21 protein-coding genes and 1 other annotated feature are annotated in these 22749 nt (G+C 37.4%); of the genes, 7 read left to right on the top strand and 14 right to left on the bottom strand.

The annotated features are described in order from the left end of the window. Positions 1-68: 68 nt before the first annotated feature. Positions 69-293 (bottom strand) — a binding site (T-box leader). Between the two features lie 8 nt (positions 294-301). From gltX to M2139_RS09120, 4 genes are all read right to left on the bottom strand, one after another. Next, positions 302-1762, bottom strand: coding sequence for a glutamate--tRNA ligase (gene gltX, locus M2139_RS09135; protein ID WP_280738517.1), 1461 nt, complete (start codon positions 1760-1762; stop codon positions 302-304). 174 nt (positions 1763-1936) lie between these two features. Continuing rightward, positions 1937-3073 carry a PIN/TRAM domain-containing protein gene (locus M2139_RS09130; RefSeq protein WP_280738518.1) on the bottom strand — a complete coding sequence of 379 codons (1137 nt, stop codon included), beginning with the start codon at positions 3071-3073 and terminating at the stop codon, positions 1937-1939. Between the two features lie 42 nt (positions 3074-3115). After that, positions 3116-4486: a DNA repair protein RadA gene (gene radA / locus M2139_RS09125; protein WP_280738519.1), complete on the bottom strand. Its 1371-nt coding sequence runs from the start codon at positions 4484-4486 to the stop codon at positions 3116-3118. 173 nt (positions 4487-4659) lie between these two features. Continuing rightward, the gene (locus M2139_RS09120) at positions 4660-5193 is read right to left on the bottom strand and encodes a dUTP diphosphatase (RefSeq protein WP_280738520.1); all 534 of its coding nucleotides are present in this window, start codon (positions 5191-5193) and stop codon (positions 4660-4662) included. A gap of 292 nt (positions 5194-5485) precedes the next feature. Here M2139_RS09120 and M2139_RS09115 point away from each other — a divergent pair, with 292 nt between their 5' ends. Continuing rightward, positions 5486-5941 carry a hypothetical protein gene (locus M2139_RS09115; protein WP_280738521.1) on the top strand — a complete coding sequence of 152 codons (456 nt, stop codon included), beginning with the start codon at positions 5486-5488 and terminating at the stop codon, positions 5939-5941. A gap of 50 nt (positions 5942-5991) precedes the next feature. On the opposite strand, the gene M2139_RS09110 is transcribed toward M2139_RS09115, so the two are convergent. The 6 genes from M2139_RS09110 to M2139_RS09085 all read right to left on the bottom strand — a co-directional run bounded on the left by M2139_RS09110 (position 5992) and on the right by M2139_RS09085 (position 10970). Further along, positions 5992-6819 carry an SDR family NAD(P)-dependent oxidoreductase gene (locus tag M2139_RS09110; protein ID WP_280738522.1) on the bottom strand — a complete coding sequence of 276 codons (828 nt, stop codon included), beginning with the start codon at positions 6817-6819 and terminating at the stop codon, positions 5992-5994. A gap of 727 nt (positions 6820-7546) precedes the next feature. Next, on the bottom strand, positions 7547-8296 hold the full coding sequence (locus M2139_RS09105; RefSeq protein WP_280738523.1) for a class II aldolase/adducin family protein: 750 nt from the start codon (positions 8294-8296) through the stop codon (positions 7547-7549). A gap of 14 nt (positions 8297-8310) precedes the next feature. Beyond that, the gene (locus tag M2139_RS09100; protein ID WP_280738524.1) at positions 8311-8565 is read right to left on the bottom strand and encodes a hypothetical protein; all 255 of its coding nucleotides are present in this window, start codon (positions 8563-8565) and stop codon (positions 8311-8313) included. Positions 8566-8629: 64 nt separating this feature from the next. Continuing rightward, positions 8630-9991: a PTS transporter subunit IIC gene (locus M2139_RS09095; RefSeq protein ID WP_280738525.1), complete on the bottom strand. Its 1362-nt coding sequence runs from the start codon at positions 9989-9991 to the stop codon at positions 8630-8632. 101 nt (positions 9992-10092) lie between these two features. Continuing rightward, positions 10093-10392, bottom strand: a complete 300-nt coding sequence (locus M2139_RS09090; RefSeq protein ID WP_280738527.1) for a PTS sugar transporter subunit IIB — start codon at positions 10390-10392, stop codon at positions 10093-10095. Positions 10393-10511: 119 nt separating this feature from the next. Next, positions 10512-10970: a PTS sugar transporter subunit IIA gene (locus M2139_RS09085; RefSeq protein WP_280738528.1), complete on the bottom strand. Its 459-nt coding sequence runs from the start codon at positions 10968-10970 to the stop codon at positions 10512-10514. Positions 10971-11211: 241 nt separating this feature from the next. Here M2139_RS09085 and M2139_RS09080 point away from each other — a divergent pair, with 241 nt between their 5' ends. Next, positions 11212-11973: a DeoR/GlpR family DNA-binding transcription regulator gene (locus M2139_RS09080; protein ID WP_280738529.1), complete on the top strand. Its 762-nt coding sequence runs from the start codon at positions 11212-11214 to the stop codon at positions 11971-11973. Continuing rightward, complete coding sequence (locus tag M2139_RS09075) at positions 11970-12923, top strand: 1-phosphofructokinase family hexose kinase (RefSeq protein WP_280738530.1); 954 nt, start codon at positions 11970-11972, stop codon at positions 12921-12923. Before M2139_RS09080 ends, M2139_RS09075 begins: the two co-directional genes overlap by 4 nt. 297 nt (positions 12924-13220) lie before the next feature. Here M2139_RS09075 and M2139_RS09070 read toward each other — a convergent pair whose 3' ends face one another. The 4 genes from M2139_RS09070 to M2139_RS09055 all read right to left on the bottom strand — a co-directional run bounded on the left by M2139_RS09070 (position 13221) and on the right by M2139_RS09055 (position 17028). Further along, positions 13221-14009, bottom strand: a complete 789-nt coding sequence (locus M2139_RS09070; RefSeq protein ID WP_280738531.1) for a TraX family protein — start codon at positions 14007-14009, stop codon at positions 13221-13223. A gap of 179 nt (positions 14010-14188) precedes the next feature. Then, positions 14189-14536, bottom strand: a complete 348-nt coding sequence (locus M2139_RS09065) for a DUF1801 domain-containing protein (RefSeq protein WP_280738532.1) — start codon at positions 14534-14536, stop codon at positions 14189-14191. A gap of 38 nt (positions 14537-14574) precedes the next feature. Beyond that, the gene (locus M2139_RS09060; RefSeq protein WP_280738533.1) at positions 14575-14871 is read right to left on the bottom strand and encodes a hypothetical protein; all 297 of its coding nucleotides are present in this window, start codon (positions 14869-14871) and stop codon (positions 14575-14577) included. 69 nt (positions 14872-14940) lie between these two features. Next, positions 14941-17028 carry a UvrD-helicase domain-containing protein gene (locus M2139_RS09055; protein ID WP_280738534.1) on the bottom strand — a complete coding sequence of 696 codons (2088 nt, stop codon included), beginning with the start codon at positions 17026-17028 and terminating at the stop codon, positions 14941-14943. A 757-nt stretch (positions 17029-17785) separates the two neighbouring features. Between M2139_RS09055 and serC the strand changes: the two genes are divergently transcribed. The 4 genes from serC (at position 17786) to proB (ending at position 22672) form a co-directional block, all read left to right on the top strand. Next, positions 17786-18874 carry a 3-phosphoserine/phosphohydroxythreonine transaminase gene (serC, locus tag M2139_RS09050; protein WP_280738536.1) on the top strand — a complete coding sequence of 363 codons (1089 nt, stop codon included), beginning with the start codon at positions 17786-17788 and terminating at the stop codon, positions 18872-18874. Further along, a complete protein-coding gene (locus M2139_RS09045; RefSeq protein ID WP_280738537.1) occupies positions 18875-20059 on the top strand; it encodes a phosphoglycerate dehydrogenase in 1185 nt (394 codons plus the stop codon). It begins immediately after the preceding gene. Continuing rightward, positions 20059-21291 carry a DUF1015 family protein gene (locus M2139_RS09040; protein WP_280738539.1) on the top strand — a complete coding sequence of 411 codons (1233 nt, stop codon included), beginning with the start codon at positions 20059-20061 and terminating at the stop codon, positions 21289-21291. Before M2139_RS09045 ends, M2139_RS09040 begins: the two co-directional genes overlap by 1 nt. Before the next feature lie 571 nt (positions 21292-21862). Then, the gene (gene proB / locus M2139_RS09035; protein ID WP_280738541.1) at positions 21863-22672 is read left to right on the top strand and encodes a glutamate 5-kinase; all 810 of its coding nucleotides are present in this window, start codon (positions 21863-21865) and stop codon (positions 22670-22672) included. Positions 22673-22749: the final 77 nt, after the last annotated feature.

The following is a 22749-nucleotide window of genomic DNA, read 5'->3' as shown; positions in this document are numbered from 1 at the left end:
GCTTCCTCCCTTTTTATTACTCTTACTTTACTAAAAACCACAAAAAACACGTCCTTTAGAGCATTTCTCTAAAAGACGTGTCAAGAACGTGGTTCCACTTTTATTTATAGCTTATCTAAAAAAGATAAACTACCTTAACTGGATAACGGCCATGTTCCGTTTTCGACTACCAAATAAACTTTCGTCGAAACCATTCAGGGATGCATTTCATCAAAGCTACGTTATCTGTTTACAGCAACCACAGACTCTCTAAAAACGGCGCTTCAATTACTTCTTCCCGTCGAAATGTTTAGTTATTTTGTTAAGCAAGCGCACTTTCTAGGTGTGCAACCACTTTTTCTTTGCCTAATAATTCAATTGTGTCAGCTAATTCTGGGCCGTGCATTTGGCCAGAAACGGCTACGCGGATTGGCATGAATAGGTTTTTGCCTTTTACGCCAGTTTCTTTTTGAACAGCTTTGATAGCGGCTTTGATTTCAACCCCTTCTAAAACTGCCATGTTTTCAATTTGGGCTTTAAAGGCTGCTAAAACAGTTGGGACAGTTTCGCCAGCTAAAACTTCTTTAGACGCTTCATCTAACGTTAAGCTATCGTTGAAGAATAACTCTGAAACTTCCGTAATTTCGGCAGCGTAGCTCATTTGTGGTTGATATAAGCTGACCACTTTTTGCAACCAAGCCATTTTTTCAGTAGAAATTGGTTCGCTAACTTTACCAGCGGCCACTAAATAAGGCACGCACATTTTAGTTAACGCATCTAAGTCCATTTCTTTCATATAATGGTTGTTCACCCACTCTAGCTTTTTGCTATCAAAAGCAGCTGGTGATTTGCTTAAACGATTTGGGTCGAAAATCTTAACTAACTCTGCTTGTGAGAAGATTTCGTCTTCCCCACCTGGCGACCAACCAAGTAAAGCGATAAAGTTAAACATCGCTTCTGGTAAGTAACCAAGCTCACGATATTGTTCGATAAATTGTAAAATTGATTCATCCCGTTTACTTAATTTTTTACCAGTTTCAGAATTAATAATTAAAGTCATATGGCCAAAAGTTGGTGGTGTCCAACCAAAAGCTTCGTAAATCATTAATTGTTTTGGGGTATTGGCGATATGGTCATCTCCCCGTAAAACGTGGGTGATTTTCATCATATGGTCATCCACCGCTACCGCAAAGTTATAAGTTGGCATACCATCGCGTTTTTGAATGACGAAATCGCCACCGATATTATCTGATTCAAAAACGATTTCCCCTTTAACCATATCTTCAAAAGTATAAGAAGTGTTGCGAGGAACGCGGAAACGAATCACTGGGGTAATGCCAGCTGCTTCTTTTTCAGCTTGTTCTTCAGGGGTTAAGTTGGCACAAGTGCCGCCGTAATGTGGCATTTCGCCACGGGCACGTTGCGCTTCTCTTTCTGCTTCTAATTCTTCTTCGGTACAATAGCATTTATAAGCGCGGTTGCTCATTAATAATTGGTCAATCAGTGGTTGGTAAATTTCGCCACGTTCTGATTGACGGTAAGGACCGTAAGCGCCTGGATTAGCAGGTGATTCATCCCATTCAATACCTAACCAAGCTAAGTTTTCTAACTGACTTTTTTCCCCGTCAGCGATATTGCGTTTTTGGTCAGTATCTTCAATCCGAATAATAAATTCCCCATCATTATGACGAGCAAATAAATAGTTAAATAAAGCGGTCCGAGCATTTCCGATATGCAAGTGGCCTGTTGGACTAGGTGCGTAACGCACGCGAACTTTTGTCATTTTTCATCCTCTTTTCTCTGATTAAAACTGGTTAAAGGCATATTCTTGCTAAAATAACCAGTTGTAGTAATTTTCATAAGTTATCTTAATAATTATACTATATTAAGCCGCTAATTTATATGGCTAGCTGCTAAATAGTCGCTCCCCATGAAAAGATTATCATTTTATCAAGGCTTACTGCTCATGGGAATCATTTTTTTCATTGATCCCCCGACCAGAATGGGCTGGTTTCGCAAAAATCATCCGGCCAGCTGCGGTTTGCAAGGCACTGGTTACCACGACTTGAATATGTTCGTTCATATAATGTTGCCCGTCTTCCACAACCACCATTGTGCCATCATCCAGATAAGCTACCCCTTGTTGTCGCTCAGTGCCGGCTTTCACTAGTAAAACATTCATGGTTTCACCAGGGATTACCACTGGTTTCACGGCATTGGCTAAGGCATTAATATTTAAAACTGGCACATTTTGAAACTCGGAAACTTTATTTAAGTTGTAGTCGTTAGTTACTACCACGCCATCAAGTAATTTGGCTAACTTGATTAATTTGCTATCGACTTCATTAATATCTTCAAAATCACCGTCATACATTTCCACGGTAATGCCTTCTTCTTTTTGCAAGGCGTTTAAAATATCTAAACCGCGGCGACCCCGGACCCGTTTTAAACTATCGCCAGAATCAGCAATATATTGCAATTCATATAAAACGAAGTTAGGGATTAGCAGCACCCCTTCTAAAAAGCCCGTTTTCGCAATATCATAAACCCGACCATCAATAATTACGCTAGTATCTAAAATTTTATATTTGCGGAAAGTATCTTCGGCTTTACGCTCTAACATTTGGCTTTCCACCGCAGACTCTTGTTCGACTTTTTTCGGTCTTGGGGCAAAAATCTTGCGCCATTCATCAATTCGCGTCGTTCCCACCCGGAAACCTAAATAACCTAAAATCGCCATCAAAGCAATCGGCAAAGCACTATTAATCACCGGAATTTCAATCCGATATAAAGGTGTTGAAATAATCACCCCTAGCGTCAAGCCTAAAATCGCCCCAACTACTCCAAAAAGTAAGTAGGTTAAGCTCATTTCGCTCATTTGTTTTTCAACTTTTTTAATAATTGTCACAATATATTTGGCTAACACTAAAGATAATAAAAAGAAAATAATTGCTCCAATCACGCTGTTAGACAAATAATTGTTCAATAAAGTATTGTCGGCTACTTTTAATAGCTCCCATAAATATGGCAAGTAGGAAAATCCTAAACTTGCGCCGATGATAATCATCACCATCGAAATTACACGTTTTTGCATATGGCTTGCTCTCCTATTCATAGTGTCTTTCATTAGCTCCCACTAATGAAAGACCCGTTTTAACGTTTCACCGATGGTTGTTACCCCGATAGCTTCAATGCCTTTCGGAATTTCCCAACCACCTAAATTATTTTTAGGTAAATAAACTTTCGTAAAGCCTAATTTTTGAACTTCTCGCACCCGCTGTTCTATGTTGCTGACGCTGCGGATTTCGCCTGTTAAGCCAATTTCACCAATAAAACATTCTGTTGGCAAAGTGCCTTTTTCTTTATAACTGGAAGCAATACTGACCGCTAACGCCAAATCAATCGCTGGTTCGTTTAATCTCACGCCACCTGCGGCTTTTAAATAAGCATCTTGATTTTGTAAAAGTAAGCCGGCTCTTTTTTCTAAAACTGCCATAATTAAAGATACGCGATTAAAATCCAATCCCGCGGTGGTTCGCTTGGCATTACCGAACATTGTCGGCGTAACCAAAGCTTGAATCTCCACTAGTAAAGGTCGCGTGCCTTCCATCGTTACCACAATCGCCGAACCGGTCGCATCCGCCAAACGCTCTTCCAAAAAGACTTGTGAAGGATTGGTAACTTCGGTTAATCCGTGATTGCGCATTTCAAAAATGCCGATTTCATTGGTGGAACCAAACCGATTTTTCACCGCCCGTAAAATCCGGAAACTATGATGCTTGTCCCCTTCAAAATACAGCACCGTATCCACCATATGCTCTAACATCCGCGGACCAGCAATCGCCCCTTCTTTAGTTACATGTCCCACAATAAAAATCGCAATATTGTTGGTTTTCGCTAACTTCAAAAGCTCCGCTGTGGTTTCTCTGACTTGGCTGACACTTCCGGCAACGCTGGTAACATCCGGTTGGGTCATGGTTTGAATGGAATCAATAATCACATAATCAGGGGTTAAATTTTCAATCGCCCGACTGACTTCTCGCATATCAGTTTCGGCGTACAAATAAAATTCACTATCAATCTTACCTAAACGCTCCGCTCGCATTTTAATCTGTTGGGCACTTTCTTCCCCTGAAACATACAGGACTTTACCGCCTAAATCCGCTAACTGTTGAGAAACTTGCAGCAGCAAGGTGGATTTCCCAATACCCGGATCGCCGCCAATTAAAACTAAGGAACCAGGCACTACGCCGCCACCTAAAACGCGATTTAATTCGCTTAACTTCGTGGCTACTCGCGGTGTTTTTTTCGAAACGACTTCATTAAGCTTTAGCGGTTTACTTTTTTCCCCCGTCAAGCTGGTGCGCACCCGTCGGTCTGTTGCATCTTGAACCACTTCTTCAATTAAAGTGTTCCACTGACTACAGCCAGGACAACGCCCTAAATATTTAGGAGAAATATAACCACAAGCATGGCAAATATATTGGGTTTTTGCTTTTTTAGCCAAACTAGTTTTCCTCCTTGTTTGTTTTAAAGTATTAATTTTTCAAAGAAAAATTAATTTGATTCTCACGCCGTATATCATTCCGCTAATGTACTTGAACAAGCGGAACTGACATCCCTTATTCATTTTAGTTTACGCTAGTAATATGAATTCTCTTTTAACAAATGTTTTTTTATTTAATTTCCTGATGAACCAAAGCCGCCAGTCCGTTCTGTTTCTACTTGGTCTTGATCAGCTTTTAAAAATGGCAAGAAAATTCCTTGGCCGATGCGTTCGCCTTTTTTAATCAAAACATCTCGCAAGCCGAAATTGGTAAATTGAAACATGATATGGCCTTCATTATCAGGATTGTTGTAATAATCGCTGTCAATCACCCCGATACCGTTGCTTAAAGTTAATAAACGTTTTAAAGGATTGCTAGAACGGTTCGCTAATTGCAAAAATTCTTCCTGTCCCATGTAAGCTTTAATCCCCGTTGGCACTAAAACTGGTTTCAAAGCTTTTTCCTCAGCTAAAGCTGCTTCTGGTTGGCGCACTACATTTAATAAAGCTTTGGCACCGGCACTTAAACCAGTCTTCCAAATACTAGGAATCACAATATCAGCGGCTGCTTCAAAATCATAGCCGGCTGCCTGTTTGGTCGCCCGCTGTGGTAAATTTATATTTTCATTACTAAAGGTACTCACTACTTCAAATCCACGTATTTTCATAATCGCTCCTACTTGTCAATGACTTTTTGGTTATATATAGCCATTTTAACATACCCTTTTATAAATTAGCGGAATTTAGCTAAATATTCAGAAAGAATTTACAACTTTTTTAGAGATTCTTGTTAAATATTAAGAAATGTAGTTTTCGCTTTCACGAAAAGAACATGATAATTTTCTGAATTTCAACTTATTTTCTGTAAATTTTTCTATACTTTTCGAAAACAGTCCTTTATCATAAATATTGGATTAATTTTTAATTCATTATTTATCACAAAAAACAAGGAGGATTCAAATGAAAAACTATAAAACAATCGCTACATTATCGTTGGTAAATGCTATTATCGGAACAATTTTATCTATTCCTGGACTTTCTGCTATGTTTAGTTTCGGCGGAGCGACTACTTTAGCAACACTGATTATCGCTATTGTCATTTTGGTAATGGGCAAGGGCGATCAAAAAGTCCGCAAAACAAGCTCAATTTTAATGATTGTTGCTAGCGTGATTGCCGGAATTATCATTCTTGCTTCTGTAACAGTTTTATTAGGTAGCTTAGGCGTTTCAGCTTCTTCATTCGACAGCCTGAATTCTGCATCTTATATTGAAGATGTACTATCTACTACAGGCGTTGGCGGCATGGTATCTGGTGCAATCGGCATCGTTATCGCTGGTGTTGTTAGCTGGATTATTCGTGTTGTTGCAACAATTTTCTACTATATTGATTACAGTAAATTATCTAAATTAGATTAGTATAACGTAGCAAACAACGCCTTTCCGCAAAATGGAAAGGCGTTTTTTTATTAAAGCTTTTCACTCAGTTCCCACCATGCTTGTGCCATGGCCAACGTATATTTTGACGAGAGTGGAACTATTGCTCTTTTTTCATTAAAAAACTTACCACTAATCGAAGCTAAATCTTTAGCAGTAGCTAGTTCTGCACCAATTGATGCGTCTATTTTTGAAAAACGCCCCATAATTTTACCGAAAATTTGCATCAATCCGCCTGTATCCGCACCATAACTAGAATCAGGCACATAACCAGGTTGAAAAATATTTACTGTAATCGGACTGTCTTTTAACATTTCACTTAATTTTAGAACTAATAAAGTTTTGCCAACAGTCGCCTCTCCTACAACCGGCATCTGACTATATTTATTCGATTTGGTTTGCAAAGTTGGCAGCTTCACTTTTGCATGGTTAATTGCAAAGGGCATAGCACCAACAAGTAATATTCTTCCTTGCGCGGATTTTTTTAATAAAGGTAGCAATTGATTAATCAACCAAAAATGTGTTAAATAATTTAATACGAAATTTTGATCGTAACCATCCGCCGTTAAATGTAGTTCCGGCAACATCACTCCAACCGTACTGACTAGCACATCAATTTGATTCAAATCGGCTTTTAATCGTGTTGCCACACCTGCTTTAGTGCTTAAATCAGCAGCATAAAAAGCAATCGCAGAATTTTGTGTTTTCTCTTGCAACTCACGCTTGATTTCCTCGCCTTTTTTCTTATTTCGTCCAATCAAAATAATTTCAAAATCTCGCTCAGCTAAATCAATTGCGGTTCTTTTCCCCACACCTGAAGTTCCACCGGCAATTAAAGCAATCGTTTTTTTCGCCATCATATCCACTTCCTATTCTTTTATGGTATAACCCTATACTACAGAGTAAACTCTATAGCAAGGAGAAAATTAGGTTATGACTATAAAAAATTTTACACCACCGAAGAAACGGTTCAAGAAACAGAATTATCAAAAGACAACCTGCGCTATTACGAAAAACTTGGCATTATTGGCCCCATTAAACGAGACTCCAGAAATTATCGTCAATATTCTCAAGACGATTTATCGTGGATCGAGCTCATCAAACTTTTAAGAGCCATGGCTATTCCCGTCAACGATTTACAAAATATCCAAAGCACAACATATAAAGAAAGACGACACTATCTCGAGAAATATCGACAAGAAGTTCAGCAAAAAATACAGAAACCGTCCGAAACTGATCAACTTCTGAAAGAAAAAATTTTATATTTAAAAGAAATTGAGTGAAACCTTACCAGATTCCGTTACTATTATGCTAAAATTATTCCTATTGAAAATGTGAAAACAAGCGCTGACAGTGCAATCTTTAAAGTTTCGCCACCACCTTTTGAAAAAAGCACGCAAAGCTATTTAGAAACTTACGAAGTAAAACCCATATTAGTGATTTTTCATTGGGCGAATTATTTAGGGGAAGTGTAGTGATTTAAATTTCTTACAAATTAGTAAACGACCGCTAAACTAAAAAGTTTAGCGGTCGTTTATTTTTTATTTACTTATTTGTCCGATTCCATTTTGAGTCTGATTAGCTACCCTAATCTCCACCGGCCGCAATTTCAGCTTTATTGTAAATTGCTTGATTAGCTTTCAAATCATCTAAATCGGCAATATCATCCCCTTTAGAATGATAATTATCCATAATGCCTAACGCTTGGAAGATTGTTTGTTTATAAGCAATCTCCGCATTCCATTCAACTGTATCTAAAATCGCTAAGGCCTTATGAATAGCTGTCATACCCGTATCACCTGTAGCATTAATCAATACGCCATGGCTATCTAGTAATAGCATATGAGGTACTGGTAAATTATTTTCTTTAATATAGCTACTTGTGATATCAGCTAACTCTTCAGAGCAATTTGGCGCAAAACTCATGACTGGTACAGGACCAACTTTTTGAGTTGCTTCAGTTAAATTCGGCATTGGTAACCCACTTGTCGCCCAAAACATCGCATTAGGGGCATGAGCATGTAAAACGGCTTTAATTTTAGGATTCGCTTGATAGCAGGCTTGATGCATATTGATTTCTCTAGTTAAATTTCCTACGCCACTGACTACTTCCCGCGTTTCTAAATCAACTACTAAAACTTGCGCAGCTGATAAATCACCTAAATAAGCTTCTGACATCATAGTTGGCGTCATAATAATATATTGTTTACCTTCTTTTTTTGCAAGGAAAGAAAAATTCCCCCCTGCAACATTCGTTAATTTTCTCGTAAAGATTAAACGAACAATATTCGCCATATCTTTACGTTCTCTTTCAAATAACATACGTCCATCCGACATTATAAATTCCTCCATCATTTCTTCAAAAGTTTTCCTGAGCGTAACACTTCATTAGCAGCTTCTCTAATTTTTCGAGATTCAGCTAATTGCTTTTGCTTTCTAGCATTGTATTCTTTAAACAAAACGGGACTACCATATTGATAAATAATAATTGCTAGTACAATGATTCCGATATTAATTAACATATTTCCGATAAATAAATTAATTGAAAACAAACCGATTGCAATAAACAAAAACAGATACCATTGTAGCTGACTTCCTTTTTTCATCAGAAAAACTCCTATTCATATTAAAGTATTAATTTCCTCACAAAAATTAACCTAAGTTTCACTTTTACCCTTCTTCAACTTCATAACGTTGACTTGGTACTTTTTGCTTATTCATATAACGATTTAAGAAAAAGAATAAAACTAAGAAAACAACAACACCGATAATGCCATAAATATTTTTATTAAAAGCTTCTGCAAAAGCAATCCTAAATTCCGGTCCCTCAATAGAAGACCAACTGATTAATTGACCTTCTTTAAAACCTTCGACAGCTCCTGTTTTTTCAGCTAAACCACTCAAAATTGGTGCTAAATAAGTAGCTGCATATAAATAAATCGGCAAACTGATTATTCCTAAAACAAGCATCCGCATTAAATTACCACCAGTTAGCAGCAAACCACCTACAGCAATTGAATAATTAATAATTCCTGCTAATGGTAAAACGGTATTTCCTGGTAACAAAATGGCGTAGCCAATGAAAAATGGAACTAATAAAATAGCGGTTACCCAAATTTCAGGACGACCTGCTAAAACAGGCCAATCTAAGCCAATGTAAACTTCGCGATCTTTGAATTTTCTTTTCATAAACTCAGACATCGCATCAGCTAATGGAGATAACGACTGCATAAACATTTTTGAAATCATCGGGAACAAAGCCATAGCTGTTGCTACTTGAATCGCTAAGTTCAATGAGCCAGAAACACCGTAAGAAGCCGCAAATCCTAAAGCTAAGCCAATGATAAAACCCATTACTGAGTTTTCAGAAAAAATCCCTAGTTTCGCTTTTAAAGAATTAGCATCAGCTCTTTTATTAAAGAAAGGAATTTTATCCATCAACATATTAAATGGTAATAGAAAAACTGCCGCTGAAAGCATAAAATGCGTAACGGTTACTAATGGAATCCCTGTTAAATCTTGAATGTGTCGTTGGAACATATCTCCAAGTTTCAATTCTAAAATAACTTGAATAACCGCTGTAATCACACCTGCCACTAAACTACCTGAAACATAATAAACCAAATAAGCGGTTAACGCCTTACCCCAAACATTCCACATATCAACATTTAAAGTTTTGGTTAAATTCAATATTAACATGATGAAATTAACCCCTAACGTAACTGCAAAAAAGACAAAGGCGTATGACCAAGACCAAGTAATACTAGCAGCGCCTGTCCAACCTAAATCAAGTGCTGGTAAATGAATACCGGTATTTTTAGCTAATGCTTCTGAAGCTGGACTTACGGCGTTAGACATAAAACCAATCACCATTGACATCCCTGTAAATGCAATCCCTAAAGTAATAGCCGACATAAATGCTTTTTTCACTTTCATGCCAGCCAACAAACCTAATAGCATAATAATTAATGGAACAAAGATTGCCGAGCCAAGACCTAAAATATAATTAATAATATCCTGAAAAATTGCCATAGTAGTGCCTCCTTATTTATTTCATGTTACTAAGTTCGTTCAATTTTCACGCCTGATACCAGCTGCACTTAGTAAATAGCCTTGATATCAGGCATTTTTCTTTATCTAACTAAATCACAAATATCTTGATAAATTTCATCTGCACCCATACCTGTTAAAAATGGAATCCCCGGAAAAACTCTAATATCCAGTTCTTCTGCTTTAGCTAACACTTCCGCATCAGGTTGTGCTACATAAACATAAATTCCAGCAGCTGGTAATTCATTGAAAATAGATTTATAATCCACTGCTTCTACCGGAAAATCAATGCCATCATCTTCAAATTTGCTAGCAATTTTACTGGCAATTGTTTGACTCGTTGCAACACCACTACCACAAGCGACAATCAGTTTTCTTTTCATTTCTTTTTCCTCCTTATTATTTATAAATTATTTTTCAAATATTTCAGCTTATCTATTGAAATACAAACTTCACTACACCTTTTTATTCTTTACTTACAAATTAGATGAACAATTTTTCCCTAGATATTTTCCATAAACAAGCGATACATTTCTTCTGATGAAGAAACTGCTTGATATTTACGAACAAAATCTTCTTGCATAAATAAATCCATAAAAGCTTGCAAAAGTCCGACTTGATTTTTACCATCTTTAATTCCTAAAAAGAATAAATCTCTTGCTACTAATTCTTGATTATCCCCCATTTGTCGGCAAATAATGCCTTTATTAAGACGACAAACAAATACAAATGGTTGGTTAATGTACTCAGGGTCTGAGTGTGGTAATGCAATATTCAAGTGTTGCGTAATAAGTCCAGTCGGAAACTCTGCTTCCCTTTTAGTAATACCTTCTAAATAATAATTATTTACCATCCCCTTCGCTTGCAATTTAGCAGCTACAATCTCAAATGCTTCCAATTCTGTTGAAGCTTCTACCGCCAAGTCGATTAATTCTGAACTAAACATCGATTTATAGTCCATCTTCAAAACCTCCTCACCTTATGTAAAACAATGTTCTATCGTGATAATTTTTGTTCAACTTTGTTTTACAATGAAATGATATACTAAATTTCAGCTTTTGTCAACGCTTAATTTAACAAAGTCGAACAAAAGTTTTCTGGATATCTCTTGAAAATTTACTGCAAACCCGATATAATTAAGTCGAACATCGATTTAGCACAAAGATTAACAATGTCCAACAAATTTACAGGAGGTTCTGTTTATGCTTAAACAAGAACGACAACAAGAAATCCTTAACCTTATCCAAAAATATACTTACCTAGCAATTTCAGAAATCGCTACTCGGCTAGAAGTATCAGAAATGACAATTCGTCGTGATGTCACAGAACTTGCACAACAAAAAAAATTAACCAAATTATATGGCGGTGCACAAAAAATAGAGCTTTTAGATAAAGAATTATCTACAGATGAGAAAATACAAACAAATGTCGAACAAAAAAAATATATTGGAAAAATAATGAATGCTTTAATTCAAGATCATTCCACTCTTTTTATCGGCGCTGGAACAACTAACTTTTATGCCTTATCAGAACTTAATAAAAAAGGGCTGTTCATTATAACTAACAGTTTAATCGCTTTTAACTATCTCAAGGAGAATACTGATTATCGAATCTTATTAACAGGTGGCGAACTTTCTGCTACTACTGAAGAATTTATTGGTGAAGTCGCTATTCGTTCATTTGATAACTTAAATATCGATATTGCTTTTGCTGCAACCAATGGAATCATTGATAATAATGTAACTACCGCACAATTTGAAGAAGGCGCCGTTCAAAATGCAGCCTTCGAAAAATCAAAAATCACTTGTGTTGTAGCTGATAGCTCAAAAATGGGCGTTTCCGATATTTATACTTTCAGACCATTAAGCGAGTTCGACTACTTAATTACTGATAATCAGATTTCTCAAGAGGTACTCAAACATTACAGCCAGTACACAACTGTGCTCAAGGAGGAACCTGAATGATAATCACAATTACCATGAACCCGTCTATCGATTTATCTTATACAATCGAACATTTCCAATTAGGTAAAACTAATCGCTTTGTAAATCCCGTGCAATCAGTGGGAGGGAAGGGGATTAACGCTGGTAGAACTGCGGCGTTATCTGGAAATCAAGTCGTATTAACAGGCTTTTTAGGCGGTGATCAAGGGGAGTTAGTTTATCGTCATCTTGTCAAAGAAAAACTTTTTAAAATTGATATGTTAGAAACTTCAGGGAAAACACGAAATGCAATCTCAATTATGCATGATAATGATACCCACACAGAAATCATTGAAGAAGGTCCTCAAATTTCTGCTGAGGAAATTGACACCCTACTAAGAAAAATAGAACTAATTTGTCGCAAAGAGCAAGTTGATTTAATTTGCATCTCTGGTTCAGTTAATTCTAAAAATCAGCAACTGTATTTAGAAATGTTAAACTATATTCGAAAACACATTAGTTCAACCATGCCCGTCTTCATGGATGTATCAGGCCAACAATTATTAACTTTATTAGCAAATGAAAATCATAAACCAAGCTTTATTAAACCTAATATTCCTGAACTCGCTGAACTTTTAGAAATTGATATAGTTACCAAAGAAGAAGCCCTTTCGCAATTAGACGCTACTTTATTTGAAGGAATTGACTATATTTTAGTTTCTTGTGGTAGCGAAGGCGGTATTTGTAAATTTGAAAATCATTACTATGATATTAAAATTCCGAAAATTCCGATTAGAAACGCTACTGGTTCAGGGGATGCTAGTGTTGGCGGCTTCATTCACGGAGTTGTTAATCATTTTCCTATTGAAGAAACTTTACGCTATTCAATGGCTTGTGGTATGTCAAATGCCCAACACGGTGAAGTAGGCATCATTAATCAAAATAAAGTGAAAGAATTTTGCCAACAGATACAAGTTACAAAGTTAACTTAAATAAAAAATAGACCTGCCAATTACGGCGGTCTATTTTTTCCGGAAATTTATTTTCTTTTTATTTTTTTATCAAATCATAATCCGTGATTTTTCATCTAAATACACGCCATCACCTTTTTTAATATCGTAAGTTTTGTAGAACTCGTCAAATAATTGAAGGTTTGTGTTTGTTCTGAATGGGCTAGGCGCATAAACATCAGTCATTAATATCGAATGTTCATATTGCGAAGTTGTTTTTGTCCACCAAATCGTTCCCCATAAAGTGAAAACATGCAAAGAAATGATAGCGTTTTGTACTCAGCGACTAGCAACAAAAGCCGAAAGTAAATATAAAAGCCAAATATGCAGTGAATAAAAAAAATAGAAAAAAGTTTTCATGCTACGACCTTTTTCTCCATTAAATAATAAGATTAATGGCACAGAACGTATCATCAACCACTGCGTTTGATTTTGCGTAAAGAAAAAAGCTGCTACCAAAGCGATAAATAAGCATTGTAACCAGCGATAATTTCTAGCTAAATACATGAACGGAATCAGCAACACCATGAAACTATTTTCAGTAAACATTAAAGCTGGCACAACTTTCACTGCATAAGCTGCAATTATCACGGTTTTAGGAATCATAAGCAACATAGTCAAAATAACACTGGTGATTATCGGAAAAAAAATCAATAAGCTACCAAACAAGACAGCCCCTACTCTTTTTTCGGAAAAGCCAACAGCTATTTTATCAATCCCATACATCATCAACCCACCAACTAATAAATCACGAAAAATATTATTCATTAGTTGAACATCGGTATAGCTAACAAATCGCTGCAACAGATCGCTACCCAGAGTCATCAACAACATGCCAATGTATAGCTGTAACAAGTATTTTTTTTTACTCCGTGTATAACTGAAACCAATTACGCTTAAAAAGAAAAATAAAATAGCCACTGGTCTACCAAACCAATCCAACCAATCAGGCGCCCCCATATGAGCAAACATTTCATAGATATGATCAATGAACATTAAGATAATCCCGATTACCTTTAAGTTAAAAGTAGTTAGACCTTTCACCTTGTTTGCTGCTAAATGTTTCATGAACTCACTCCTTCATTCAATATTACTAAGTAGTATAATAAATATATTTTGCCATTGCTATAGTTTCTCAAAACTAGAAAATTTTCTTTCTAAAATAGAAAATCCAACACTCTATTGTCTAGTCTATACCAACAAAAAAGAACAACCATTAGCATTTCTACTAACGGTTGTTCTCTTCTTTATTCAACTACTGACTGCTCTTTCACTCGATAAGTAACTATTTCACGGATTAACGCTTCAGGCAATGGCTGATTTAACGGAAATTGAATCGCGCCTTTGGTTGTTTTATAAGCTGTTAATTTTTCTTTAAAAGCCACAATTCCCGCTGGCTGTGGATAAAAACCAATATGCTTTGAAAATCCAGCATAATGAACTAGCCATTTGCCATGCAAATCAAAAGTCGGAATGCCCATACAGATTCTTTCAGTTGCTTGCGGGGCAAGTTCTTTAACAATTTTCCGAATAGTTGTAAGCTTAGTTTGCGTTTCAAGGGGAAATTGAGCGATATACGTATCTACTTCATTCATAAATGCTTCTCCAATACTTCAAAATAAATTAAATCCAACTAATATTTCAAGGGAACCGCTGAGTTAAGCGTGGCGTAAATTATAAAAACCGCAACTCCGATAGCTGCGACCAACATTAAAAGGCTGACAAAACGCCCCCACGCTGCCCCTAAATCAATGGCTAAAAAAGAATATTCATGCTTAACACCAACTTGCCAACTTGAATATCCTAAAGCAACAGCCAGTAATCCCAGCGCCAACAGTACCAAAACTCTCGTTTGAGAAAAATGAGCAGCACCTAAAATAAATAAACACATCAACATAAGTAAAGCAATTTTATTACGAGCAGTTAGCATGATTGATTCTCTCCTTTTTGTTTAGCTACCTAGATAATAGCACTGCCTAACTGGTTAAGCCAAGCGCTTTTATTTTTTCATAGCCAAACACAACGTCTCTGTCCCTCTTGAAATTGCCGTATAAAGTTGCGGACACTCCTTGGTCGACACATTTTTCGGCATTCCATAAAGCAGAACATTGGTAAACTCCAACCCTTTCGCTTGACTAACCGCTAAAACTTGCAACGCTGGATTTTCATGTTTGGTTAATAAAGGCTGCTCTGCTAGCGTAATAATCGTTAGGCTAATCAACTTATTTTTTTGAAAATAGACTTCACATTTCTGCCAAAAATCCACCTCATTTGAATAGTCAAATGTAGTAATTACCTTGCCCTTTTTTCTAATCGGCATAATCTCGATTTCCTTTTGAGACTTAGCGTATTGGCTAAATTTTCGCGTAATATTTTCGCTTGAGCGATAGCTTTTCCGCAAGTGATAACTGGTAGTTGTGTAGCTTTTAAAAATTTCTTGAATCTCTGAAAACGAACTGTTGCTATTAAAAATCGTCTGATTTTCATCTCCCACCAAAGTAAAACGACTTTGCTTAAAAACATCAGCTATAAAAAATAACTGAGCAGCGGTATAATCTTGCACTTCATCTACTAAAACGATTTTAAAAAGCGGTAAATCCAAAGGTTCAATTAAAACGTGTCGCAAGTAAAGTTTTGCTAGCTGTTCATCTAAGCTCACAGGCGTTGTTGCTACAAAAACTTCACCCGTATACTGCTGAAAAATATCGGCAAACAATTGAGCTTCATCCAACCATTTGCAAGACTCAATTTGTTGTAAGACTCGCTGATACTTTTTTTGTAAAATTTGCAGCCCATAGCAGCTTAAGGCAGTCGCAGATTCGTCAGTAATTACGCTCCCTAAATATTGAATTTGCTGTTCTTCTGTTAAATTTAAGACTTGCTGATGTATGCTTTCTTTGCGGCTTTGCCGGTGCAGACGAGCTTGCCATGCTTGACTTAAACGATTTTTCATCGCTGAAAGGCGCTTGGCTAACGACAGCGCTGGTGTTTGTTGATAAACGGATTGCAATTGCTCTTTTGAAATAAGCACTTGCTTTTTAAACTTAATATCTAAAAACGTCGGTAAAACCTGCAATTCTGATTGTAAATAAGTCAAAAACTCACTAGAACGTAAAATTTTCTCTTTTTTTGAAACTTGCTTTTGGCTAATTCGCTGAAAATAAGCTTCTTCTGTTTCCAGCTCATCTGTCGTTAGGGAACGAACCAATTCAAGTAAAGTATAGGTCGCTGGATTTTCTTCCCCTAAAGTCGGTAAAACCTTTGAAATATATTTACCAAAAGCCTGATTTGGCGAAAGAATTAAAATATTATCCGCTTGATATTTTTCGCGATAAGTGTACATTATATAAGCAATTCTCTGCATAATCACCGAAGTCTTGCCACTACCAGCAACGCCATTTACTAAAACCAGTTCGGCAGAGGTTTCGCGGATAATCTGGTTCTGCTCTTCTTGAATCGTAGTTGTAATATCTTTCATTTCCTCTGAGCTATCTTTTTCAAGGGATTGTAGCAACAAATCATCTTGAATTGCCGTTTTCGTATCGAAACAATTAATTAATTCGCCACCACGAGTTATCAACTGACGCCGATTAGTTAAGTTAACATTGGTATTAGCCCCTTGAGGAAAACGATATTGTGTCAGTCCTAAACTATTATTATAAAAAAGTTCGGCGATCGGCGCCCGCCAGTCAAAAATTAAATCTTCCTTATTTTCATCAGTAAAGCCATTAATGCCGATGTAAAAATCCAGCGCAGGTTCCTGTTCAAGAAAATCAACGGTAATTTTTCCAAAATAGGGAGTAGGCAGCAGGCGTTCAACCTTAGCCAGTTGTTTTTCAACTGAAGCTAATTTTAAATTGTATTGATCAATTTCCCGGTTAAACATTTCAATGTTGGAAAAAGTATCGACTTTATCTGTTAAACTATCGAGATTTAAGCTAATTTCACCAGACATTTCTTTAATGGCTGCTAGATTATCTTCTTTAGCTAGCGCGACAAATTGCGAAAGCGTCATTTGATTCCCCAGTAATTTCTGATAAACCACTTTTAAGTGTGCTGCCTCTAACAATTGTTCTTGTTTTTCCATCACCAACCACTCCCTCAGATTATTAAATAGAAGTAAATTTTATGTCCCTTTTAGTGAAAATACAAGTCTATTAATTTTGGTTGGAAGTGGTATAATTAAAGTAGAGGGAGAGCAATTTTTTGATTATTCAAAACCACCTAAAAATGCCTGACTCGTCACTTTTCTGCGGTGAAATGCTCTTCTAAAGGTTGCATTTTCCTTCTATTAATTATCACTATATTGAAATAGCTGCTAGTTCCTGTCTGCACGGCTCTTAGGATGATAACTATTCTTTTAATGCACAATCGTCAAAACATATTGAAAAAGCCGGACTGATTTTAACCATCGTCGCCATCATTTTGCAATTTTGGAGTTTCCTTGGTTATGATTTAGTTGCTAATAATTTTTTGAAGTCCCCTTTCCTTGAATTTTTTCCTGTCTCAACGGTTACACTGTTGCTTTTACGGAAATGTTGAAGTTGCCATTGATAAAAATGAATAAATGAGAAAAATCCTGATACTGAGGTTACCTTTCCTTAGCATCAGGATTTTTTATTTTCAAAAAAAGTGATTGAATAAGACTAACCTTTACCAGCTAAAAAGCTTTATTTTTCGCCATTTTTAGAGATTCCCAGTAATTCAGACACTGATTTCTGAAAATAAATCGAAATTTTCTAAAAATTAGACTTTTTTCATTTAAAGTTATCTGTTATAATGATTTTCACATCAAACTATAAACAAAAAAATTAAGCAACTGCTTAAAAGAAGGAGAGTTTTTTATGACAACTGTTTACAATTTTTCAGCTGGTCCTGCCGTTTTACCGAAACCTGTATTGGAGAAAGCCCAATCTGAGCTTTTAAACTACCAAGGCAGCGGAATGTCGGTTATGGAATTGAGTCATCGCTCCTCCTTGTTTGATGCCATTATTAAAGATGCCGAAGTACTTTTACGGGAATTAATGGCAATTCCTGATAATTATAAAGTTTTATTTTTACAAGGCGGCGCTAGTCTGCAATTTACAATGGTGCCAATGAATTTAGCTCAAAATAAAAAAGCCTTATATGTTAACACTGGCTCATGGGCGAAAAAAGCGATTGCCGAAGCGAAAAAATTAGGCAACGTGGAAATTGAAGTAATTGCTTCTAGCGAAGATCAAAACTTCAGTTATATTCCGGAAATTCCCGAAGCGGCTATTGATCAAGAGGCGGCTTACTTACACATTACCACTAATAATACAATCGAAGGTACTGCTTATCAAAAAATTCCTAAGGCTGGCAAAGTGCCGATTGTGGCGGATATGTCTTCAAATATTTTAGCCAACGATTATAATGTCGCTAATTTCGGCATTATTTATGCCGGTGCTCAAAAAAATATCGGTCCTGCTGGTTTAACTGTCGTGATTATTCGCGAAGATTTATTAGGCCTATGCCCCACCGTCAGTTCTATGCTGGATTATAAAATTCAAGCTGACAACGATTCTTTATATAATACGCCACCAACTTTTGGGATTTACATGGCGAAGTTAGTTTTTGAATGGGTCAAAGAAAATGGCGGCATTCCTGGCATGATTGCGGCTGATCAAGCCAAAGCCAATTTACTTTATCAAGCAATTGCTAAATCAAACTTATTTACCAGTCCAATTGCTGAAGATAGCCGCTCAATTACCAATATTCCTTTTGTAACTGGCGATGCCGATTTAGACAAGAAATTTAATCAAGAAGCACTAGCTGCTGGTTTTGAAAACTTGAAAGGTCACCGCTCCGTTGGTGGCATGCGGGCCAGTCTATATAACGCTTTTCCAATGGCTGGCGTTGAAGCCCTAGTCGCTTTCATGGAAAAATTCGAAAAAGAAAACGGAGGAAACTAAATGTTTGATATAAAAACTTTCAACGCCATCGCCCCAGAAGGCTTAGCGCGTTTTGATCAAGAAAATTTCACCATCGACCAAACAGAAACACCAGCGGGTATCGTTTTACGCAGCCAAAAATTACATGATTATGCTTTTCCCGAAACAGTTTTAGGAGTAGCCAGAGCCGGTGCCGGCACTAACAACGTTCCCGTTAAAGCATGTGCGGAAAAAGGCATCGTGGTCTTTAATACACCTGGAGCCAACGCGAATGCCGTGAAGGAATTAGTTTTAGCCAGTTTATTAGTTTCTGTCCGCCCATTAATTCAAGGAGCTAGCTGGGTGCAAACTTTAACCGGTGCCAATGTTGAAGAACAAGTGGAAGGCAATAAAAAAGCCTTCGCTGGTTCAGAATTAGAAGGCAAGCGTCTAGGGGTCATCGGCCTTGGAGCAATCGGCGCCATGGTGGCTAACGATGCTTATCGCTTAGGAATGGAAGTTACGGGTTACGACCCGTTTGTTTCTGTCGATACCGCTTGGAGCATCTCTCGCCGCGTGAAAAGAGCCAACAATTTAGATGAAATTTTCGCAAATTGTGATTTCATTACGATTCATGTGCCTTTAACCGAAGAAACCAAACATATGATTAGCACCCCACAATTACAAAAAATGAAAGAAACCGCTATCCTGTTAAACTTTTCTCGAGGAGAATTAGTCGATAGTGCCGCAATTTTAACAGCTTTAGCTCAAGGAGAAATCGCTGGTTATGTGACTGATTTCGCTGAAGAAAGCTTACTTCATCAAGAAAAAGTTTTAGTTTTACCCCACTTAGGTGCGTCAACGGAAGAAGCCGAAGTTAATTGTGCCAAAATGGCGGCTCGCACTTTAAAAAACTTTTTATTAACTGGGGAAATCAAGCGTTCTGTCAATTTCCCGACCGTGGAAATGGCCTTTCAATCGCCTTATCGCTTTACGATTATTCATAAAAATGTTCCTAATATGCTTAGTCAAATTTCTTCAGAAATTGCCGATTTAGGGATTAATATTGATACGATGATTAATAAAAGTCGTGATGAATATGCCTATACTTTAGTGGACGTGGCAGAAACTTCACCAGAAAAAATTCAAGAAGTTGCCGCTAAAATTCAAACGGGCGAACATATCATTCGTGTGCGGACGATTCAAAACACAGGAGGCGCTTGCTAATGGTGGTTATTCAACCCTTTAAGGGAATTCGCCCGCAAGCAGCCTTAGCGCAGCAAGTTGCTACCTTACCCTATGACGTTTTAAATTCACAGGAAGCTTATGAATTAGCCAAGGAAAATCCTTATTCCTATTTACACATTGATAAGGCGGAAATTAATTTACCCAAAGAGCTTTCCCCTTATGATCCACAAGTTTATCAAAAAGCCGCTGCCGAATTAGCAGAATTTTTACAAAAAGACTGGTTAATCAAAGATAGTGCACCTTGCTTGTACTTGTATCAGCTGACTATGGCCGGTCGTAGCCAGACAGGACTGGTAACTTGTACGGCAATTCATGATTATCAAACCGGAAAAATCAAAAAACATGAATATACCCGACTAGAAAAAGAATTAGATCGCATCAATCACAGTGATGCTTGCAACGCTAACACTAGCCCGATTTTCTTAACTTATCGTCGAGAAAATCAGGTGCAAACCATTATGGATCAGTGGCAAGCCAAGCATCAACCCGTTTATGATTTTGATAGCTTCCATGAAGTTCATCATCGCGTTTGGGTGATTGACGAAACAGCCGTCATTGAAGAATTAGTACAGCTATTTGCAGAAAATGTGCCAGCTTTATATATCGCTGACGGTCATCATCGCACCGAATCAGCCGTTAAAGTCGGTTTGAAACGCCAAGCAGCTCAGCCAGATGCGCCAGCTGATGCGGAATTCAACTTTTTCTTATCAGTGATTTTCCCAAAAGAAGAATTAGCCATTTGGGATTACAACCGCGTGGTCAACGTACCACTGACGGCTGATTTTTTGACAGAAATCAGTGAAATCTTTGAGATTGAAAAATTTGCTGATGGGAAACCCACCCAAGCGAAACAATTTGGGATGTACTTTAAGCAACAGTGGTATCACTTAACGATTAAAGAAAACTTGATTCCAAGTGACCCAGTGGAAAAATTAGATGTCGCTTTATTGCAACGCTATATTTTTAATGAAAAATTTGGCATCACTGATATTCGCACCGATAAACGGATTGATTTCGTGGGTGGTATTCGAGGCATGGCAGAACTAGAAAAATTAGTCGATAGCGGCGCATGGCAAGTCGCTTTCGCCCTTTATCCAACCACAATGGACGACCTTTTAGCCGTGGCGGATGCTGATAAAATCATGCCACCTAAATCAACTTGGTTCGAACCAAAATTATTAAGCGGGCTCTTCTTACACGACCTAGCTTAAACCTACCTTTTTGTTTCCTCCAGTAGGAAAGAAAAGGCCTCCCCCTCTGAACACAAACTTTTCTTTCCGTTTAAGATACAATCCCTTTGCAAAAGCAAAGGGATTTCGTTATTATTAAATGAAAAGCTTTAGAAGCTCGTTCAGCTCTCGAGCAAAATACAGAATTAAATTATAGTGGCGTTTTTTGCCACGAATTTCATTCTCATTTTGCCGAAGAGAGCTAGCTCCTAAAGCTAGACAAGTTGAAAAGCGGAGGACGTTTGCTCAACTCCCGAGTAAAGTGCATAAACAAATATAGTGGTGTTCTTTACCACGGATTTGTTTATCACTTTATCGAGCGGAGTTAACGCCCGCAGCTAGACATCTAGAAAAGCGGAGAGACTTGGTCTGCATCCGAGCAAAGTGCAAAATCAAATTATAGCGGTATTCTCTACCGCGAATTTTATTTTCACTTTGCCGAGTGGTGCAAAGCCTCGCAGCTGGATCACAAGAAAAGCTTTAGGAGCTCGTTCAGCTCTTCCCCAACGACATACATAATACATATTTTTACTTATATAAGGAGTTATCTTTTATGCGGAAACATTTAGCGCAAGCACAGCGAATTGTCATTAAAGTGGGCACCAGTTCGTTGATTTATCCGAATGGCAATATTAATTTAAGCTCAATCGACCAACTGGCTTTTGTGCTTACCGATTTAAATAATCGCGGCAAAGAAGTTATTCTGGTTTCTTCCGGAGCAATTGGTGTGGGTTTAAATAAACTAAACTTGCAACAACGACCAAAATCAATTCCTGCCCAACAAGCCGTGGCTGCTGTCGGTCAAGCGGAATTAATGAACATTTACAATCAGCGTTTTTTAGCTTATAGCCAACAAACCGGCCAAGTGTTAATGACGCGGGACGTGATTGAATTTCCCGAAAGCCGCCGCAATGTTACTAACACTCTTGAAGAATTGCTGAAAATGTCGGTGATTCCGATTATTAATGAAAATGATACCGTCTCAGTTGATGAACTGGACCATTTAACAAAATTCGGTGATAACGACCAACTCTCTGCCATCGTAACCCAGCTGACTAACGCCGATTTATTGATTATGCTTTCTGATATTGACGGCTTTTATTCTGACAATCCGACAATTAATAAAGAAGCAAAACTCTATTCCCACATTCAAGCAATTGATGAAAATTTGCAAGCTCAAGCTGGCGACAAAGGCAGTTCTTTCGGTACCGGTGGCATGCGCAGTAAACTAAAAGCCGCCGAACGCGTCTTAGAAAACCACAGCGCCATGGTCTTAGCCAACGGCCAAAATCCAAATATCATCTTCGACATCCTAGCTGGTAAAAACATCGGCACCTTGTTTTATACAGATAAAGCGGAGTGAGCTCGATCAGCTCTCGAGCAAAATGCATAAACATATATAGCGGTGTTTTTCTGCCACGAATTTTATTTTCATTTTGC

The sequence above is a fragment of the Enterococcus sp. PF1-24 genome, from assembly GCF_029893325.1.
Lineage (GTDB): Bacteria > Bacillota > Bacilli > Lactobacillales > Enterococcaceae > HY326.
The sequence above is the reverse complement of the archived record's forward strand: the minus strand, read 5'-3'. Positions and strand labels throughout refer to the sequence as shown.

What these genes read in the sequence shown, in the direction of transcription:
- gltX (WP_280738517.1), bottom strand. Translation starts at nt 1,762, where the DNA reads ATGACAAAAGTTCGCGTGCGTTACGCACCTAGTCCAACAGGCCACTTG.
- M2139_RS09130 (WP_280738518.1), bottom strand. Translation starts at nt 3,073, where the DNA reads ATGCAAAAACGTGTAATTTCGATGGTGATGATTATCATCGGCGCAAGT.
- M2139_RS09120 (WP_280738520.1), bottom strand. Translation starts at nt 5,193, where the DNA reads ATGAAAATACGTGGATTTGAAGTAGTGAGTACCTTTAGTAATGAAAAT.
- M2139_RS09115 (WP_280738521.1), top strand. Translation starts at nt 5,486, where the DNA reads ATGAAAAACTATAAAACAATCGCTACATTATCGTTGGTAAATGCTATT.
- M2139_RS09110 (WP_280738522.1), bottom strand. Translation starts at nt 6,819, where the DNA reads ATGATGGCGAAAAAAACGATTGCTTTAATTGCCGGTGGAACTTCAGGT.
- M2139_RS09105 (WP_280738523.1), bottom strand. Translation starts at nt 8,296, where the DNA reads ATGTCGGATGGACGTATGTTATTTGAAAGAGAACGTAAAGATATGGCG.
- M2139_RS09100 (WP_280738524.1), bottom strand. Translation starts at nt 8,565, where the DNA reads ATGAAAAAAGGAAGTCAGCTACAATGGTATCTGTTTTTGTTTATTGCA.
- M2139_RS09095 (WP_280738525.1), bottom strand. Translation starts at nt 9,991, where the DNA reads ATGGCAATTTTTCAGGATATTATTAATTATATTTTAGGTCTTGGCTCG.
- M2139_RS09090 (WP_280738527.1), bottom strand. Translation starts at nt 10,392, where the DNA reads ATGAAAAGAAAACTGATTGTCGCTTGTGGTAGTGGTGTTGCAACGAGT.
- M2139_RS09085 (WP_280738528.1), bottom strand. Translation starts at nt 10,970, where the DNA reads ATGGACTATAAATCGATGTTTAGTTCAGAATTAATCGACTTGGCGGTA.
- M2139_RS09080 (WP_280738529.1), top strand. Translation starts at nt 11,212, where the DNA reads ATGCTTAAACAAGAACGACAACAAGAAATCCTTAACCTTATCCAAAAA.
- M2139_RS09075 (WP_280738530.1), top strand. Translation starts at nt 11,970, where the DNA reads ATGATAATCACAATTACCATGAACCCGTCTATCGATTTATCTTATACA.
- M2139_RS09070 (WP_280738531.1), bottom strand. Translation starts at nt 14,009, where the DNA reads ATGAAACATTTAGCAGCAAACAAGGTGAAAGGTCTAACTACTTTTAAC.
- M2139_RS09065 (WP_280738532.1), bottom strand. Translation starts at nt 14,536, where the DNA reads ATGAATGAAGTAGATACGTATATCGCTCAATTTCCCCTTGAAACGCAA.
- M2139_RS09060 (WP_280738533.1), bottom strand. Translation starts at nt 14,871, where the DNA reads ATGCTAACTGCTCGTAATAAAATTGCTTTACTTATGTTGATGTGTTTA.
- M2139_RS09055 (WP_280738534.1), bottom strand. Translation starts at nt 17,028, where the DNA reads ATGGAAAAACAAGAACAATTGTTAGAGGCAGCACACTTAAAAGTGGTT.
- serC (WP_280738536.1), top strand. Translation starts at nt 17,786, where the DNA reads ATGACAACTGTTTACAATTTTTCAGCTGGTCCTGCCGTTTTACCGAAA.
- M2139_RS09045 (WP_280738537.1), top strand. Translation starts at nt 18,875, where the DNA reads ATGTTTGATATAAAAACTTTCAACGCCATCGCCCCAGAAGGCTTAGCG.
- M2139_RS09040 (WP_280738539.1), top strand. Translation starts at nt 20,059, where the DNA reads ATGGTGGTTATTCAACCCTTTAAGGGAATTCGCCCGCAAGCAGCCTTA.
- proB (WP_280738541.1), top strand. Translation starts at nt 21,863, where the DNA reads ATGCGGAAACATTTAGCGCAAGCACAGCGAATTGTCATTAAAGTGGGC.